Origin of the sequence: Mycolicibacter heraklionensis, assembly GCF_001021505.1 — a bacterium.
GTDB classification, from domain to species: Bacteria; Actinomycetota; Actinomycetes; order Mycobacteriales; family Mycobacteriaceae; genus Mycobacterium; species Mycobacterium heraklionense.
The window spans coordinates 51913-69329 of the sequence record NZ_LDPO01000001.1 but is presented as its reverse complement, the minus strand read 5'-3'; the positions used below and the strand labels follow the sequence as shown (position 1 = coordinate 69329).

Sequence of the window (17417 nt, the reverse complement as noted above, 5' to 3'; positions counted from 1 at the left end):
ATTGTCAATTCGCGGTGTTGTTGGTGCACTTGACCCATCTTCTGCCAAGGACGGGTTCGTCCCTGCAACCCCAGGAGCCGCCAGATGACCGCTTTGCCGTTCGCGCCCGGTCAGACGCTCGGCGTCGACGCCCTCACCGACATCGAGCGCCGCGTGCTGTGGCTGTCCACGGCGATGATCCACCACGCCAACCGGGTCCGCCCGAATGCTTCGGGACTGAAGGTCGGCGGTCACCAGGCGTCCTCGGCGTCGATGGTGTCGATCATGACCTCGCTCTGGTTCGAGCATCTGCAGCCCGGAGATCGGGTCTCGGTCAAACCCCACGCATCACCGGTGCTGCACGCGATCAACTACCTGCTGGGCCGGCTCGACGAGAAGTATCTGACCACGCTGCGCTCGTTCGGTGGCCTCCAGGCCTACCCCAGCAGATCCAAAGACCCCGATCCCGTTGACTATTCGACCGGCTCGGTGGGAATCGGTGCCACAGCACCGATTTGGGGTGCCATCGCCCGGCGCTACCTCAACGGCGCCATCGCCGACTCCGGGTCCGGCCGGCAGTACTCACTGCTCGGCGACGCCGAACTGGACGAGGGCGCGGTGTGGGAGGCGATCCTGGACCCGGCCGTGCGTGAACTGGGCGAGATCGTCTGGATCGTGGACCTGAACCGGCAGTCGCTGGACCGGGTGGTCCCCAACATCGCCGCGGGACGGCTGGAGAGCATGTTCGCCGCGGCCGGCTGGCAGGTCATCACCGTGACGTTCGGGACGCTGCTCGAATCGATTTTCGCCCGGCCGGGAGGCGCGGTGCTGCGCGCCCGGATCCTGCAGATGCCCAATCCGGAATATCAGCGGCTGCTGCGATGCGATGCCGAGCAGCTGCGCAGCCGGCTGCCCGGGGCCGGTCCCGACGCCGAGGCCATCACCGCGGTGATCAGCGACCTCGACGACGACACCCTCTGCCGCGCGATTCGCAACCTCGGCGGGCACGATCTGGACGCGCTGCGCGCGGCCTACGCACAGATCGACGACACCCGTCCGACGGTGATCATCGCCTACACCATCAAAGGCTATGGCCTGCCCACCGAGGGGCATCCACAGAACCATTCGTCACTGCTGACCGTCGAACAGTTCGGCGAACTGGCGGCCAGCCTGGGAATGAATCCCGAACGGCCCTGGCAACGGTTCGGCCCCGACACTCCGGCCGGCCGGCTGTGCGCCGCGGCGGCCGCGCGCATGCACCGCGACGACCTCGCCCCCATCCCGCCGCCACCACTTCCCGTGGATATCGGGCGCACCCCGTCGGGTACGTCGACGACGCAGGCCGCGCTCGGCCGCACGCTGCTGGACGTGACCCGAGAGGCGCCGGAGGCCGCTCGGCGCATCGTCACCGTCAGCCCCGACGTCAGCTCGTCGACGAATCTGGCCGGATGGCTCAACAAGGTCGGCGTGTGGTCGCCGAGCGAGCGTCACGACTGGTTCGCCGACGACGCCGAAACGATCATGCACTGGCGGGAGAAGCCGACCGGCCAGCACATGGAACTGGGGATCGCCGAGGTCAACCTGGTCGGGCTGATGGGCGAACTCGGTGCGACGTGGAGCCGATGGGGTCAACCGCTGTTTCCGATCGGCGTTCTCTATGACCCGTTCGTCGAGCGCGCGCTGGAGCCGTGGTCCTATGGGATCTACGCCGGCGGGCAGTCCATCCTGGTCGGCACGCCGGCCGGGGTGAGTTTGGCCCCCGAGGGCGGGGCGCACCAATCCGTCAAGACCCCCTCGATCGGACTCGAGCAGCCCGGCTGCGTCGGTTACGAGCCGGCGTTCGCCATCGAGGTGGAGTGGATGCTGCTGGAGAGCATCTCGCGGCTCGGACGACCCGGTGGCAGCTCGTCATACCTGCGGCTGTCCACCCGCCCGGTCGACCAGACCTTGGCCGCGGTGCCGACGGACCCCGCCGCGCGGGATCGCCGCCGCCGGCAGGTGTTGGCCGGCGCCTACACCTTGCGCAGTTGCGTGCGGCCCGCAATCATGCTCGCCGGAATGGGCGCGATGATCACCGAGACCCTGCAGGCAGCCGAACGCCTCGGCGTCCTCGGCATTGCCGCCGAGGTGGTCTGCATCACCAGTCCGGGACGCATCTTCGAAGCGATGCAGGCCCGGCGCGGCCTGGCCGAGGCGCCCTCGTGGATCCTGGACCAGGTCTTCCCGGCCGACCGGGCCGCACCGATCGTCACCGTTGTGGACGGGCATCCGCACACGCTGGCGTTTCTTTCGACGATCAACCGCGTGCCCGCCGCGTCGCTGGGGGTCACCAGCTTCGGCCAGTCCGGTGACCTCGACGACGTCTATCGGTATCACCAGATCGACGCCGACTCGATCGTGCGTGCCGCCCTCGATCTCGTCGAGTAGTGCCGAGGACCTGCAGAACAGCGATACGGTCCTACACCGTGTCCGTCCAGATCGTTGTCGCCGGAGCCGTCATCGCCGAATCCGCGGCCGGGCGCGCGGTGCTGATCGCGCAGCGACGCCGTCCGCCGGAGCTGGCCGGTCTCTGGGAACTGCCCGGCGGCAAGGTCATGCCCGGTGAGAGCGAACCCGCCGCCCTGGCCCGCGAGCTCGGCGAGGAGCTGGGCCTGGACGCCGACGCCATCACGGTGGGGGAGCGCCTCGGCGCCGACGTCGTGCTGAGCCACGGCACGACCTTGCGCGCCTACCTGGTCGACCTGGCGCACGGCGAGCCACGCCCCCATGATCATCAGGCCCTGCGCTGGGTGACCGCTGTGCAACTGGCCGACGTTGACTGGGTACCTGCTGATCGAGCTTGGCTCGGCGAGCTGACTCGGGCACTCTGGTGAAAAGGCTGTGTAAATCTTGCCGATGAATTCAGTCGCGCAGCGATATACCTAGCTACGCTGGTATTTCGGGTCCGAAAACGTGCGCGGCGGCGGCCCCGCCCTGAACTTGCGCCGCTGGAGTGCGTGACCCGCGAAGGAGAGTCCCGATGACACGCGCAGCGCGACCGCCCACTCGCCGAACCGCCGGAATCGGTGGCCCACTCGAGGAACTGCTGGAACGCAGTGGCCGGTTCTTCACCCCGGGCCAGGTCTCGCCGGATCTACGCACCGTCACCCGCCGGGGCGGGCGTGAGGCGGACATCTTCTACCGGGACCGCTGGAGTCACGACAAGGTGGTCCGGTCCACCCACGGGGTGAACTGCACCGGCTCGTGCTCCTGGAAGATCTTCGTCAAGGACGGCATCATCACCTGGGAGAACCAGGCCACCGACTACCCCTCGGTGGGCCCGGACCGGCCCGAGTACGAGCCGCGCGGCTGCCCGCGCGGCGCCTCGTTCTCCTGGTACTCCTACTCGCCGACCCGGGTGCGCTACCCCTACGCGCGCGGAGCGCTGGTTGAGATGTTCCGGGAGGCCAAGGCACGCCTGGGCGACCCGGTGCTGGCCTGGGCGGACATCCAGGCCGATCCCGAGCGCCGCCGGCGCTACCAGCAGGCCCGCGGCATGGGCGGTCTGGTCCGGGTGTCCTGGGCCGAAGCCACCGAGATGATCGCGGCCGCCCATGTGCACACCATCAAGACCTACGGCCCGGACCGGGTCGCCGGGTTCTCGCCCATTCCGGCGATGTCGATGGTGTCGTTCGCGGCCGGGGCGCGTTTCATCCAGCTGCTCGGCGGGGTGATGACGTCCTTCTACGACTGGTACGCCGACCTGCCGGTTGCCTCGCCCCAGGTGTTCGGCGACCAGACCGACGTCCCGGAATCCGGGGACTGGTGGGATGCGGCCTACCTGATGATGTGGGGCTCCAACGTCCCGATCACCCGCACGCCCGACGCGCACTGGATGGCCGAGGTGCGGTACCGGGGCACCAAGGTGGTCACCGTCAGCCCCGACTACGCCGACAACACCAAGTTCGCCGACGAATGGATGCCGTGCGCGGCCGGCACCGACGGCGCCCTGGCGATGGCGATGGGCCACGTCATCCTCACCGAGTGCTACGTCAAGCAGGAGGTGCCGTTCTTCACCGACTACGTGCGCCGCTACACCGACCTGCCGTTCCTGATCAAGCTGGAGGAGCGTGACGGGCGGCTGGTTCCGGGAAAGAACCTGACCGCCGCCGACCTGGGCCAGGATGTCGAAAATGCTGCGTTCAAGCCGGCCCTGCTGGACGAGGTCACCGACGGTGTGGTGGTACCGCAAGGCTCGTTGGGCTTCCGCTGGGGCGACGAGGGCATGGGCAAGTGGAACCTGGAACTCGGCGATATCCGCCCGGCGTTGACCGTCAAGAACCCGAAATTCCTCAACGGCGATCAGCCTGCTGCGCTGATCTCGCTGCCCGGTTTCGACACGGTGAGCGGCCAGGGCACCGTCGTCGAGCGCGGGGTGCCGGTGCGTCAGGTCGGCGAGCACCTGGTCTGTACGGTTTTCGACCTGATGCTGGCGAACTACTCGGTGCGCCGGCCCTGGCTGCCTGGCGAGTGGCCGACCGGTTACGACGACGACACGCAGGTCAACACCCCGGCATGGCAGGAGTCGATCACCGGCGTCTCGGCCACCCAGGCGATCCGGATCGCGCGCGAATTCGCCCGCAACGCAGAAGAATCCGGCGGACGGTCGATGATCATCATGGGCAGCGGGATCTGCCAGTGGTTCCACGGCGACACCACCTACCGGGCGGTGCTGGCGCTGCTGATGCTCACCGGATCGATGGGACGCAACGGCGGCGGCTGGGCGCATTACGTCGGCCAGGAGAAGGTGCGCCCGCTGACCGGATGGCAGACGATGGCCGCGGGCAACGACTGGTCGCGGCCGCCGCGACAAGTGCCGGGTACCTCCTACTGGTACGCACACACCGACCAGTGGCGCTACGACGCCTACGGGGCGGAAAAACTGACCACGCCGCTCGGGCGCGGCCGATTCGATGGCCGGCACACCATGGACATCCTGGCGTCGGCCACCGCGATGGGCTGGAGCCCGTTCTATCCGCAGTTCGACCGGTCCAGCCTGGATGTGGCCGATGAGGCCGACGCCGCCGGCCGCGATGCGGGGGAGTACATCGCCGAGCAACTCGCCGCCGGCGACCTGAAGCTGTCGGTCACCGATCCGGACAACCCGGTGAACTGGCCGCGGGTGCTCACGGTGTGGCGGGCCAACCTCATTGGCGCTTCCGGCAAGGGTGGGGAGTACTTCCTCAAGCACCTGCTGGGCACCGACGCCAGCGTGATGGGGGAGCCGCCCGCCGGCGGGGTGAAACCCGCCGATGTGCGCTGGGACCGCGACATTCCCGAGGGCAAGCTGGACCTGCTCATGTCGATCGACTTCCGGATGACCTCGACCACGCTGATGTCCGACGTCGTGCTGCCGGCGGCCACCTGGTACGAGAAGGCCGACCTGTCGTCGACCGATATGCACCCCTACGTCCACTCGTTCAGTGCGGCGATCGACCCGCCCTGGGAGACCCGCAGCGACTACGACGCATTCGGCGCGATCGCCCGGACGTTCAGCGCATTGGCGGCTAAGCACCTCGGCGTCCGCAACGATGTGGTGCTCACCGCGATGCAGCACGACACCGCCGATGCGATGGCTTACCCCGACGGCACCGAGCGTGACTGGCTGCGCAGCGGCGAGACGCCGATTCCGGGCAAGACCATGCCCAAAGTTACTGTGGTGGAACGCGATTACACCACCATCGGTGACAAGTGGCAGTCACTTGGTCCGCTGGTGGACACCTTGGGTCTGACCACCAAGGGCTACACCGTGTTCCCGCATGAAGAGGTCGAGGACCTGGCCGCGAGGTTCGGGGTGATGACGTCCGGCGCCGGGACCGGGCGCCCTGCGCTCACCACCGCGACGCGGATGGCCGACACCGTGCTGGCGCTGTCGGGCACCACCAACGGCCGGATCGCGACGGAGGGCTTCCGGGAGCTGGAGAAGCGCACCGGCCGGCGGCTGGCGCACCTGTCCGAGGGCAGCGAGGAGAAGCGGATCACCTACGCCGACACCCAGGCGCGGCCGGTGCCGGTGGTCACCAGCCCGGAGTGGTCCGGCAGCGAGACCGGCGGACGGCGCTACGCCCCCTTCACGATCAACATCGAATGCCTCAAGCCGTTCCACACCCTGACCGGCCGGATGCACTTCTACACCGCGCACGACTGGATCGAAGAGCTCGGTGAGCACCTGCCGATCTACCGCCCGCCGCTGGACATGGCGCGGCTGTTCGACGCCCCCGAGCTCGGTGAGACCGGTGATGGCATCGGGATCACCGTGCGGTACCTGACCCCGCACTCGAAGTGGTCGTTCCACTCCACCTACCAGGACAACCTCTACATGCTGTCGCTGTCCCGCGGCGGCCCCACCATGTGGATGAGCCCGAGTGATGCCGCGAAAATCGGTGTGAAAGACAATGATTGGATCGAAGCGGTCAACGTCAACGGAATCTTCGTGGGGCGCGCGATCGTGAGCCAGCGGATGCCGGAAGGTGTGGTGTTCGTCTACCACGTGCAGGAGCGCACCGTTGACACCCCGCGGGCCGAGACCAACAACAAGCGCGGCGGCACTCACAACTCGTTGACCCGGATCCGGGTCAAGCCCAGCCACCTCGCCGGCGGCTACGGCCAGCACGCGTTCGCGTTCAACTACCTGGGCCCCACCGGAAACCAGCGCGACGAGGTGACGGTGGTGCGTCGCCGCCGGAACCAGGACGTGAGGTACTGAAGCGATGAGAGTAATGGCGCAGATGGCCATGGTGATGAACCTGGACAAATGTATTGGGTGCCACACCTGTTCGGTGACCTGCAAACAGGCTTGGACCAATCGGGAGGGCACCGAGTACGTCTGGTTCAACAATGTCGAAACCCGGCCCGGCGGCGGATATCCGCGGACCTACGAAGATCAGAGCCGCTGGAAGGGTGGCTGGACGCGGGACAAAAAGGGCCGATTGCGCCTGCTGGCCGGCGGTCGACTCCACAAGCTGCTGAACATCTTCGCCAACCCCAACCTGCCGCACCTGACGGACTACTACGAGCCGTGGACCTACGACTACGAGAACCTCACCGCCGCGCCGCTGGGCGACACCATCCCGGTCGCGGCACCGAAGAGTTCGATCACCGGCGAGCCGATGCAGATCCAGTGGGGACCCAACTGGGACGACAATCTCGCTGGTGCGCCGGAGACGCTGGTCAATGACCCGATCCTGGCGAAGGTCGGTGACCGCGTCAAAAGCGAGCTCGAAGAGACGTTCATGTTCTACCTGCCGCGGATCTGCGAGCACTGCCTGAATCCGTCGTGTGTGGCGTCGTGCCCGACCGGGGCCATCTACAAGCGCGAGGAAGACGGCATCGTGCTGGTCGACCAGGACCGCTGTCGTGGCTGGCGGCTGTGCGTGTCGGGTTGCCCGTACAAGAAGGTGTACTTCAACCACAAGACCGGCAAGGCCGAGAAGTGCCACTTCTGTTATCCGCGTATCGAAGTCGGGCTGCCGACGGTCTGCTCGGAGACCTGTGTCGGCCGGCTGCGCTACATCGGCCTGGTGCTGTATGACGTCGACAAGGTGCTCGAAGCGGCTTCGGTGGACAACGACGCGGATCTGTACGAGGCGCAGCGCGGTGTGTTCCTGGACCCGACCGACCCGCAGGTTATCGCGGGAGCTCGCGCCGAGGGGATCTCCGATGCCTGGATCGAGGCCGCGCAGCGCTCCCCGATCTACGCGTTGATCAACACCTTTCAAGTGGCGTTGCCGCTGCATCCCGAATACCGGACCATGCCGATGGTCTGGTACATCCCGCCGCTGTCGCCGGTGGTGGATGCCGTCAGCCGCGACGGGCACGACGGTGAAGACCTGGGCAACCTGTTCGGGGCGCTTGCGGCGTTGCGTATTCCGATGGCTTACCTGGCCGAACTGTTCACCGCCGGCGACACCGGCGTGGTCGAGGGTGTGCTGCGCCGGCTGGCGGCGATGCGCTCCTACATGCGCGACATCAGCCTGGGACGCGAGACCCAGCCGCACATACCCGCCTCGGTCGGCATGACCGAGGAACAGATGTACAACATGTACCGCCTGCTGGCGATCGCGAAATACGAAGAGCGTTATGTGATTCCCACCGCCTACAGCCAGCAGGCGCACGATCTCGAACACCTGGGCTGCTCGATCACCGGCGGGCCCGACGGGTATGGGGAGGATCCGTTCGTCGGAGTCGAGGACGTCGCGAAGTCGTCGTTTCATCTGGTCGAGAACGGGCACGCGCAGCGGCCGCGGGGCCGGACCAACCTGCTCAACTGGGGTGGCGGCGAGCAGGCCGTACCGGAGATGTTCCCGGAGCATCAGTGAAGCGATTCATTCATTCCCTGCGACGCCCACCCGGCGGACCTGCCGACCGGGCGGTGTGGCAGGCCGCGTCCCTGTTGCTGTCCTACCCCGACGAGCAACTGCCCCAGCGGCTCGACACCGCCGAGGCACTGCTTGCCCATGCCGACGCAGCGGCGGCGAATCTGCTGCGGCGTACGGTCACCGCGCTGCGCGAGGCTGACCCGATGGCCGCCGCCGCCGACTATGTCGAAACCTTCGACATGCGGCGGCGCTCGACGATGTTTCTGACCTACTGGACCGGTGGTGACACCCGCAACCGCGGGATGCAGATGCTGACCTTCGCCACCGCCTACCGCGAAGCCGGCGCCGAGCCGCCGGTGGGGGAGGCACCTGACCACCTGCCGGTGGTACTGGAGTTCGCCGCGACGGTGGATCCGCAGGCCGGCCGTCGGCTGCTGCTGGCGCACCGGGCACCGATCGACGTCCTGCATCGTGCGTTGAGTGACGCGGGGTCGCCGTATGCCTACGCCGTGGCAGCGGTCTGCGAGACGCTCCCGGCGGCGACCGATCAGGAGGTGCGCAACGTGAGTGAGCTGATGGCTTCTGGCCCGCCGGTGGAAGCCGTTGGGCTGCAACCGTACTCGGCGGCCGTTTCGCTGGGCCTGCCGAAGGTGCCGACGCGATGACGGGCGTCACCGTGCTCAGCACCGCCGAACTGTGGTGGGACATCGTGCCGTACTTCGTGCTGGCGATCGCGGGCGTCGCCACCTGGTGGCGATACAAATACGACAAATTCGGCTGGACCACCCGCTCGTCGCAGTTGTATGAGTCCAAGCTGCTGCGGATCGGCAGCCCGATGTTCCACTTCGGCAGCTTCGTGGTGATCGCCGGACACATCATGGGCCTGTTCGTCCCGGAGTCCTGGACCCGGGCACTGGGGATGAGCGACCGGCTCTATCACCTGCAGGCGCTGATCCTTGGCCTGCCCGCCGGCATCGCCACCCTGATCGGCGTCGGGCTGCTGATCTACCGGCGCCGCACCGAGCGATCGGTGTTCAAGGCCACCAGCGTCAACGACAAGCTGATGTACGCGGTGCTGGTGTGCGCACTGGTGGTCGGGATGAGCTGCACCCTGATGGGCACCACCGCCTACGGCGAGGCGCACGACTACCGGCAGACCGTCTCGGTCTGGTTCCGGTCGATCTTCACGCTTGATCCACGCGGTGATCTGATGCTGCAGGCACCGCTGTATTTCCAGATCCACGTCATGATTGCGTTGACTTTGTTCGCGCTCTGGCCGTTCACTCGTCTGGTACATGCGTTCAGCGCGCCGATCGGTTATCTGTTTCGGCCATACATCGTCTACCGCAGCCGCGACGTCGCAAGGAGGAATCAACCGATGGGTTCACGACCGCAACGGAGGGGCTGGTGAGAATCCGCGCGGCCCTGCTCGGCGCCCTTGGCTGTATCTGCCTCGCTGCGCCGGCTCACGCCGATCCCTCGGAGACCGACACCGCCTTCCTGGTGTCCCTGCGGGCCGCCGGCATCACCTACACCAATGCTGACCAGGCCATTATCACCGCCAAGTTGGTGTGCGGCTTGATCGCCGAGGGCAAGCCGAGCCCGGAAGTGTTGGAGGGTCTCAAGGCCCGCAACCCGGGCCTGACGACTGAGCATGGAACCCAGTTCGTGGGGATCGCTGCCCAGTCGTACTGCCCGGATCAGCTGGTGCGCAACGGCACCTAGGGCGCGCCGCGACCGTCCTGTCGGTCTCGCGGCCGGAGCTTCTCCAACTCATCGGTGATCAGCGCCTCGATCCGGCCGGGCGGGAACCTGGCGGGTTCGCTGACCGCATGCAATGCCAGGCCGTCGACGAGTGCGCACAGCACATCACACTGCGCGGCGGGGTCGAAATCTGTCCGCAACGAGCCGTTGTGCTGGCCATGGGCCAGCAGTGACCTGATGCCGTTGCGGATGGCCCCATAGCGGGTCTGGAAGGCTGCCGCGAGCGCGGGCTCGGTCTCCGAGCTGGCGAGGACCTGCGCGTAGAAGCGGGGCATGACCTGCTTGGCCTCGGTGGTGGGCAGCGGGATCACGCACATCCGACGGAGCCCTTCGAACGTGTCGGGCATCGCCAGTGCCTGGTCGAGCAGCTCCTCGAACGGGGCCAGGACTGTGTCGGCCGCCGCCACCAGCAACTCTTCTTTACCGCTGAAGTGGTGCATCACCACGCCGGTGGTGTAGCCGATCTCGCGGGCGATCGAGCGCAGCGAGGCGCCGGACAGTCCGTCGCGGGCGATCACGCGCACCGCGGCGTCGGCGACTTCGGCCCGCCGAGCACCCGTGGTCGGTACCCCCGGCCGGGACGCGGGGGCGGATTCGCTGAGGGACATCGGCTTGCTCCGGGGGCTTGACAACGGGGAAAACGTGACCGAGCATAACACCCGTTACGATCATCACAACTGTTATGAGGTAGAGGTCATGCAGGTAACCGAGCAACTGAAGCAGGACTTGGCCGCCGATGGAGCCGCCGTCGCCCCGGGCCTATTCGACGCCCAACAGCTGGGCCGAGTGCGGGAGAGCTACGACTACGGGATCGCCCACCCGAGTCCGCAGGCCAAACGCGTCTACCCGGGCACCCCTGACGAACACTTCAACGAATACGGCAACCCGGACAACATCGAGCAGTACCTCCTGCTGATCAAGGACCTCGGCCTCGCCGACCTCGCGGCATCGCTGTGGGACTCCGAACACGTCTGGTTCCTGGGCGAGGAGCTGTTCATGAAGAAGGGCGGCAAAGCCGGCCGCTCGCCCTGGCACCAGGACACCTCCTACATGCCGGCCAACGGTCCGCACCTGCTCAACATCTGGATCAGCTTCGAAAAGCTACCCCAACGCAACGCGCTTGAGTTCGTCCGCGGCTCCCATCTCGGCACCCAGTACGACGGCACGTCCTACACCGACCCGGCCGACCCCACCAAGCCGCTGTGGGGGAACGGTGACTGGCCTCGGCTGCCAGACATCGAAGCTGACCGCGCACAGGACCCGGCCTCGTGGGATGTTGTCTCCTGGGACCTGGAGCCCGGCGACGCGCTGGTCTTCCACTCCGGGATCCTGCACGGCGGTGCCCCGGTGACCCCGGACTGCCCGGACCGCCACACACTGGTCTTGCGGTTCTTCGGCGACAAACTGTTCTACCGCCCGTTACCGTCGACCAAGCCCGATTTCGGACATGACATCAGTGGCCTCAACGACCCGACCCTCAAGCCGGGCGACCCGTACCACCCCGAGTACTTCGCCCAGCTGCGCTGAATCGGACGCTGAATCGGACAAGGAGCAACCCATGCAGGTCGTGATTCCGGAGTGGATGCAGCCGATCTACGACAACTTTCACTACGCGCCAGCCGTCATCGTCGGCGATCAGCTGCGCTGCTCGGGCATGATCGGGATCCGGCCCGACCTGAGCGTTCCGGAGGACCCGACCGAACAGATCACCCTGGCCTTCGAGAATCTGCGCGGGCTGCTCGGCGAGGTGGGTCTCACCTTCGCCGATGTGGTTGAGATGACCACTTACCACGTCGGGCTCTCTGAGCAGATCGACCGATTCGTCGCCGTCAAGGACACCTTCGTGTCCGCCCCGTACCCCGCGTGGACGGCCGTCGGCATTTCCGAACTGGCCATCCCCGGGGCGGTGGTTGAAATCCGGATCACCGCACGGCTGAGCTGAGCTGCGCGCGCAGGCGCTGGTCGGCATAAAGTTACAGACGTGCCACTGCCTGACGACGTCTATTCCCGGCTGCTTGCGTTCCGCACGCGGCTGCGGCGCTTTGAGCGGTGGAGCGCCGACCAGGCGCAAGCGGCCGGACTCACCCCGGCGCAGCACCAATTGCTGCTGGCGGTGCGCGGCCACAGCGACTCGCGGGGGCCGACGGTCGGCGACATCGCGGAGTACCTGCTGTTGCGCCACCACAGTGCCGGAGAGCTGATCCAGCGGGCCGAAGCCGCCGGCCTGGTCACCCGGGTCCGCGACAGCGGCGATCAGCGGGTGATCCGGCTGCAGCTCACCGAAACGGCGGCGCAGTGTCTGCAATCGCTGACCGAACTGCACCTCAAGGAGCTCGAGAGGTTCTCCGCGGAGTCCCCCCTCGGGCTGTGACGTGGCTTTCACGTTTTCGCGATTGACAGGGTGCGCTGGCAGAATCGCCCGGTGAACTTTCGTAACGTCGCCATCGTCGCGCACGTAGACCACGGCAAGACGACTCTGGTCGACGCCATGCTCCGCCAGTCCGGCGCCCTGCAGGAACGCGGCGAGGCCGCCGACCGGGTGATGGACTCCGGTGATCTGGAGCGGGAAAAGGGCATCACCATCCTGGCCAAGAACACGGCCGTGCATCGCCACAACCCGGACGGCACCGTCACCGTCATCAATGTGATCGACACCCCGGGCCACGCCGACTTCGGCGGCGAGGTAGAACGCGGGCTGTCCATGGTCGACGGTGTGGTACTGCTGGTGGACGCCTCCGAGGGGCCGCTGCCGCAGACCCGGTTCGTGCTGCGCAAGGCGCTGGCCGCGCACCTGCCGGTGATCCTGGTGGTCAACAAGACCGACCGGCCCGACGCCCGGATCGCCGAGGTGGTCGACGCCAGCCACGACCTGCTGCTCGACGTGGCCAGCGACCTGGACGACGAAGCGCAGGCCGCTGCCGAGCACGCGCTGGGGCTGCCCACGCTGTACGCCTCGGGCCGGGCCGGGGTGGCGAGCACGGTAGCGCCGGCCGACGGCCAGGTTCCCGATGGCGAGAACCTCGACCCGCTGTTCGACGTGCTGCTCGAGCACGTCCCGCCGCCCTCGGGCGACCCGGAGGCGCCGCTGCAGGCGCTGGTCACCAACCTCGATGCCTCGCCGTTCCTGGGCCGGCTCGCCCTGATCCGGGTCTACAACGGCCGCATCCGTAAGGGCCAGCAGGTCGCCTGGATGCGCGAGGTCGACGGCGAACCGGTGACCGCAGGCGCGAAGATCACCGAACTGCTGGTGACCGAGGGGGTTGAGCGCACGCCCACCGACGAAGCCGAAGCCGGCGACATCGTCGCCGTCGCCGGGATCCCCGACATCATGATCGGTGACACCCTGGCCGATCTGGCCACCCCGGTCGCGTTGCCGCGCATCACCGTCGACGAGCCGGCGATCTCGGTGACGATCGGAACCAACACCTCGCCGCTGGCGGGCAAGGTCTCCGGCCACAAACTGACCGCGCGGATGGTCAAGACGCGTCTGGACACCGAGCTGATCGGCAACGTCTCGGTCCGGGTCGTCGACATCGGCCGTCCCGACGCCTGGGAGGTCCAAGGCCGTGGCGAGCTGGCGCTGGCCATCCTCGTCGAGCAGATGCGCCGCGAGGGCTTCGAGCTGACCGTCGGCAAGCCGCAGGTGGTGACGCGCAAGGTCGACGGCAAGGTGCACGAGCCGTTCGAGCACCTCACCGTCGACTGTCCCGAGGAGTACGTCGGCGCCATCACCCAGCTGGCGGCGGCACGCAAGGGCCGGATGACCGAGATGGCCAACCACACCACCGGGTGGGTGCGGATGGAGTTCATCATCCCCAGCCGCGGCCTGATCGGTTGGCGCACAGACTTTCTCACCGAGACCCGCGGCACCGGCATCGCCAACGCGGTGTTCGAGGGCTACCAGCCGTGGGCCGGCGAGATCCGCGCTCGGCACACCGGGTCGCTGGTCTCGGACCGGGCCGGCACCATCACCCCGTTCGCGCTGATCCAGTTGGCGGACCGTGGGCAGTTCTTCGTCGAGCCGGGCCAGGACACCTATCAGGGCATGGTGGTCGGCATCAACCCGCGGGCCGAGGATCTCGACATCAATGTCACCAAGGAGAAGAAGCTGACCAACATGCGGTCATCGACGGCCGACGTGATGGAGACGCTGGCCCGCCCGATCGAGCTCGATCTGGAGCAGGCGATGGAGTTCTGCGCGGCCGACGAGTGCGTCGAGGTCACTCCGGAGGTGGTCCGGGTCCGCAAGGTCGAACTGGACTCGACGCTGCGGGCGCGCAGCCGGGCGCGGGCCAAGAACCTCTAGGGTTGGGCGCGGTTTTGCGCGCTGCGCGATGGTCTTCGCGTCGAAATCGCCGCCCGGATACCCTGGTGGCCGTGCCGAGACCAGCCCGCCGAGCCCGTGTCACGGCGGCAGCGCTGGCTTGCGTGATGCTGCTGTTGGTGTCGGGGTGCACGGTGAACCCGCCACCGGCGCCACAGAGCACCGAGACCCCGAAAAGCGCTCCGCCACCGCCCAAGCGCATCAGCCAGATCATCATGGGCATCGACTCCATCGGGGCCGGCTTCAATCCCCATCTGCGCTCGGACCTGTCGGCCGTCACCGCGGCGATCAGCGCGTTGGTGCTGCCCAGCGCGTTTCGGCCCGTCCCGGACTCCAGCACGCCCACCGGGTCGCGGTGGGAGATGGACCCGAACCTGTTGGTGTCGGCCACGGTGACTTCCGAGGCGCCGTTCACGGTGACCTACCGGATCCGCCCCGAGGCGTCCTGGACCGACAACGCGCCGATCGCCGCCGACGACTTCTGGTACCTGTGGCAGCAGATGGTCAGCCAGCCCGGCGTCGTCGATCCGGCCGGTTATGACCTGATCACCGGCGTGCACTCCGTCGAAGGCGGCAAGCAGGTGGTGGTGACCTTCGCCAAGCCGTACCCGGCTTGGCGGGAGCTGTTCAACAACATCCTTCCGGCGCACATCGTCAAGGACGTGCCCGGTGGTTTCCCGGCCGGGCTGGCCCGGGCGCTGCCGGTCACCGGTGGCCAGTTCCGGGTGGAGAACATCGACCCGCAGCGCGACGCGATCCTGCTCGCCCGCAACGACCGCTACTGGGGTCCGCCGGCCAAGCCGGACCTGGTCCTGTTCCGCCGCGCCGGCTCAGCGGCAGCGCTGGCCGACTCCATCCGCAACGGTGACACCCAGGTGGCCCAGGTGCACGGCGGCTCGGCGGCGTTCGCTCAGCTGTCGGTGATCCCCAGCGTGCAGACCACCCGGGTGGTCACGCCCCGAATCATGCAGCTCGCGCTGCGGGCAGCAGACCCCAAACTGGCCGATGTACGGGTGCGCCGGGCCGTTCTGGGACTGCTCGACGTCGGCCTGCTGGCCACGGTGGGCGCCGGCAGCGACAACACCGTCACCTTGGACCAGGCCCAGATCCGTACCCCCAGCGATCCCGGCTACGTGCCCACCGCGCCGCCGGCCATGTCCGAATCGGCGGCGCTGGCGCTGCTGCAGGCGGCCGGCTACCGCGTCGAAAAGGATGCGCCGCCGTCCGCGCTGGTTCCACCGGCCGGCTCGGCCACCGGTGTGCCGCACCCGCCGGAGATCACCCGGGGGCGGATCAGCAAGGGCGGCGAGCAGTTGTCCTTGGTCATCGGGGTGGCGGCCAACGACCCGACCTCGCTGGCCGTGGCCAACACCGCCGCCGACCAGCTGCGCAACGTCGGCATTGCCGCGACGGTGCTCGCGCTCGACCCGGTGAAGCTCTACCGGGAAGCGCTGGTCACCCAGCAGGTCGATGCGATCGTCGGCTGGCAGCAGGCCGGCGGCGACCTGGCGACGCTGTTGGCTTCGCGCTACGGCTGCGGCGCGCTGGCGCCTACCACCGTGCCCACCTCGGGCACACCGGTTCCGGCGCCTTCGACAACTCCGCCGCAGTCCCCGGCGCCCGCACCGGCCACCCCGACCTCGAAGGCACCGCCGCGCACCCCCGCGCCAGGCGCGCTGGTACAGGCTCCGTCGAACATCACCGGCGTCTGCGACCATGCCATCCAGGCTGAGATCGACGCCGCCCTCGACGGCAGCAAACCCATCGGCGAGGTGATCGCCGCCGTTGAGCCGCGGCTGTGGAATATGGCGACGGTGCTGCCCATCCTTCAGGACACCACGATCGTGGCCGTCGGCCCGAGCGTGACCAATGTCAGCCTTACCGGCGCGGTACCGGTGGGCATCGTGGGCGAGGCCGGCAACTGGATCAAGCTGCCCTGATGCTGCCCTAGCGGCGTGCTCCGGGCGCTACGTACGGCCCAGCCGGAATCGGCATTAACGACGTCTTGTGCACAGACAATTCTTGGGTAAGATTAAGCAAACCTGCGCGGGACTCGTCGGAGGGGATTTGTCAATGGAACACCTCGCTCGCCGTTGCGCCACGGTGGCAGCCGCAGCTCTGGGTGTCAGCGGCCTGGTTGCAGTGCTGACGTCGATGACCCCTGCCCTGCCCGATGTACAGATTCGCGACATCGACCTGGCCGCGGCAAACCTCGACGTGACCCCGGGCCTCGACGTGATCGAAAATCACGTCCGCCCGGATTTCGTCGGCAGCGGCGGTGCTGACGGCCCGTACATCAACCTGGGTTCGCTGCTCTTCGGGGGCGGCGACGACGCCTATGGGGTCGGCTCGGCGTTCAATGCGGGCGACCTGGACGCGACGGTGTTGAACGAGTTGACCGGCGGCAGCTTCGATCCGCAGAACCTGCCGCTCGGCGCGCCTTTCACGCCTGACCTCAGCGGGCTGGAGCTCCCGGGTGCCGGCGCGTTCAGCGGCGGAACCGAGCAGACCGCCAACACCGCCGCGGCCGACGCGGTAGCCAACTTCAGCCTCCTGCTGCAGGGCCTCCCGGACCCGCAACAGACGTTGAGCGCCGCCGTCATCGCGATGGAGTCAGGGTTCAACAGTGCCCTGGTCGCAGCGCAGCAGGCCGCCGCCGAGCGGTTGTTCGGCGACAACCCTGAGTTCAACGACGTGGTGAACTGGATCTTCAGCCTCAACAACACGGTGCTGGCGCAGAATGAGGCCGCGTTCAACGACCTGATGGGCATCAGCTTCGACACCCACGACAGCCTGCTCGGCCACTTCGACCCGGCGATCCTCGACGCCGACTGGACCACCATGCTCGGATTGAGCCCAGACGCGTTCAACGACATCGTCAACGCCATCCAGGGCGACAACCTCGCGCTGCTGTTGGGCAGCATCGACTGGGATGGGCTGTTCGCCGGTCTGTTCTGATCGGTTCGAGGGCCGCCGATCCATTCGGCCGTGCG

The 17417-nt window shown here is 67.6% G+C and carries 14 protein-coding genes; 13 read left to right on the top strand and 1 reads right to left on the bottom strand.

Annotated elements, in window-relative coordinates; genetic code table 11:
• Window positions 1-84: 84 nt before the first annotated feature.
• The 7 genes from ABW16_RS00290 to ABW16_RS00260 all read left to right on the top strand — a co-directional run bounded on the left by ABW16_RS00290 (window position 85) and on the right by ABW16_RS00260 (window position 10061).
• Window positions 85-2406: a transketolase-like TK C-terminal-containing protein gene (locus ABW16_RS00290; protein WP_047317142.1), complete on the top strand. Its 2322-nt coding sequence runs from the start codon at window positions 85-87 to the stop codon at window positions 2404-2406.
• Between the two features lie 38 nt (window positions 2407-2444).
• On the top strand, window positions 2445-2852 hold the full coding sequence (locus ABW16_RS00285; protein ID WP_047317141.1) for a (deoxy)nucleoside triphosphate pyrophosphohydrolase: 408 nt from the start codon (window positions 2445-2447) through the stop codon (window positions 2850-2852).
• A 146-nt stretch (window positions 2853-2998) separates the two neighbouring features.
• Window positions 2999-6724 (top strand): nitrate reductase subunit alpha, encoded by a 3726-nt coding sequence (locus ABW16_RS00280; protein ID WP_047317140.1) that lies wholly within the window; start codon window positions 2999-3001, stop codon window positions 6722-6724.
• Between the two features lie 4 nt (window positions 6725-6728).
• Entirely contained in the window at window positions 6729-8336 is a 1608-nt protein-coding gene (gene narH / locus ABW16_RS00275) for a nitrate reductase subunit beta (protein ID WP_047317139.1), read from the top strand.
• Window positions 8333-9001 carry a nitrate reductase molybdenum cofactor assembly chaperone gene (gene narJ, locus ABW16_RS00270; protein WP_047317138.1) on the top strand — a complete coding sequence of 223 codons (669 nt, stop codon included), beginning with the start codon at window positions 8333-8335 and terminating at the stop codon, window positions 8999-9001. The genes narH and narJ overlap by 4 nt, the downstream gene beginning before the upstream one ends.
• Window positions 8998-9747: a respiratory nitrate reductase subunit gamma gene (gene narI, locus ABW16_RS00265; protein WP_047317137.1), complete on the top strand. Its 750-nt coding sequence runs from the start codon at window positions 8998-9000 to the stop codon at window positions 9745-9747. The genes narJ and narI overlap by 4 nt, the downstream gene beginning before the upstream one ends.
• The gene (locus ABW16_RS00260; protein WP_047317136.1) at window positions 9744-10061 is read left to right on the top strand and encodes a DUF732 domain-containing protein; all 318 of its coding nucleotides are present in this window, start codon (window positions 9744-9746) and stop codon (window positions 10059-10061) included. Before narI ends, ABW16_RS00260 begins: the two co-directional genes overlap by 4 nt.
• On the opposite strand, the gene ABW16_RS00255 is transcribed toward ABW16_RS00260, so the two are convergent.
• The gene (locus tag ABW16_RS00255; protein WP_047317135.1) at window positions 10058-10708 is read right to left on the bottom strand and encodes a TetR/AcrR family transcriptional regulator; all 651 of its coding nucleotides are present in this window, start codon (window positions 10706-10708) and stop codon (window positions 10058-10060) included. The two genes, ABW16_RS00260 and ABW16_RS00255, sit on opposite strands and share 4 nt — an antisense overlap.
• Window positions 10709-10796: 88 nt before the next feature.
• On the opposite strand from ABW16_RS00255, the gene ABW16_RS00250 reads away from it, so the two are divergent.
• The 6 genes from ABW16_RS00250 to ABW16_RS00225 all read left to right on the top strand — a co-directional run bounded on the left by ABW16_RS00250 (window position 10797) and on the right by ABW16_RS00225 (window position 17382).
• Window positions 10797-11627: a phytanoyl-CoA dioxygenase family protein gene (locus ABW16_RS00250; protein WP_047317631.1), complete on the top strand. Its 831-nt coding sequence runs from the start codon at window positions 10797-10799 to the stop codon at window positions 11625-11627.
• 31 nt (window positions 11628-11658) lie between these two features.
• On the top strand, window positions 11659-12042 hold the full coding sequence (locus ABW16_RS00245; protein WP_047317134.1) for a RidA family protein: 384 nt from the start codon (window positions 11659-11661) through the stop codon (window positions 12040-12042).
• Between the two features lie 39 nt (window positions 12043-12081).
• Complete coding sequence (locus ABW16_RS00240; RefSeq protein WP_047317133.1) at window positions 12082-12471, top strand: MarR family winged helix-turn-helix transcriptional regulator; 390 nt, start codon at window positions 12082-12084, stop codon at window positions 12469-12471.
• 51 nt (window positions 12472-12522) lie between these two features.
• Window positions 12523-14406, top strand: a complete 1884-nt coding sequence (gene typA / locus ABW16_RS00235; protein ID WP_047317630.1) for a translational GTPase TypA — start codon at window positions 12523-12525, stop codon at window positions 14404-14406.
• 65 nt (window positions 14407-14471) lie between these two features.
• Window positions 14472-16364 carry an ABC transporter family substrate-binding protein gene (locus ABW16_RS00230; protein WP_167344253.1) on the top strand — a complete coding sequence of 631 codons (1893 nt, stop codon included), beginning with the start codon at window positions 14472-14474 and terminating at the stop codon, window positions 16362-16364.
• A 133-nt stretch (window positions 16365-16497) separates the two neighbouring features.
• Entirely contained in the window at window positions 16498-17382 is an 885-nt protein-coding gene (locus tag ABW16_RS00225; protein ID WP_233424655.1) for a hypothetical protein, read from the top strand.
• Window positions 17383-17417: the final 35 nt, after the last annotated feature.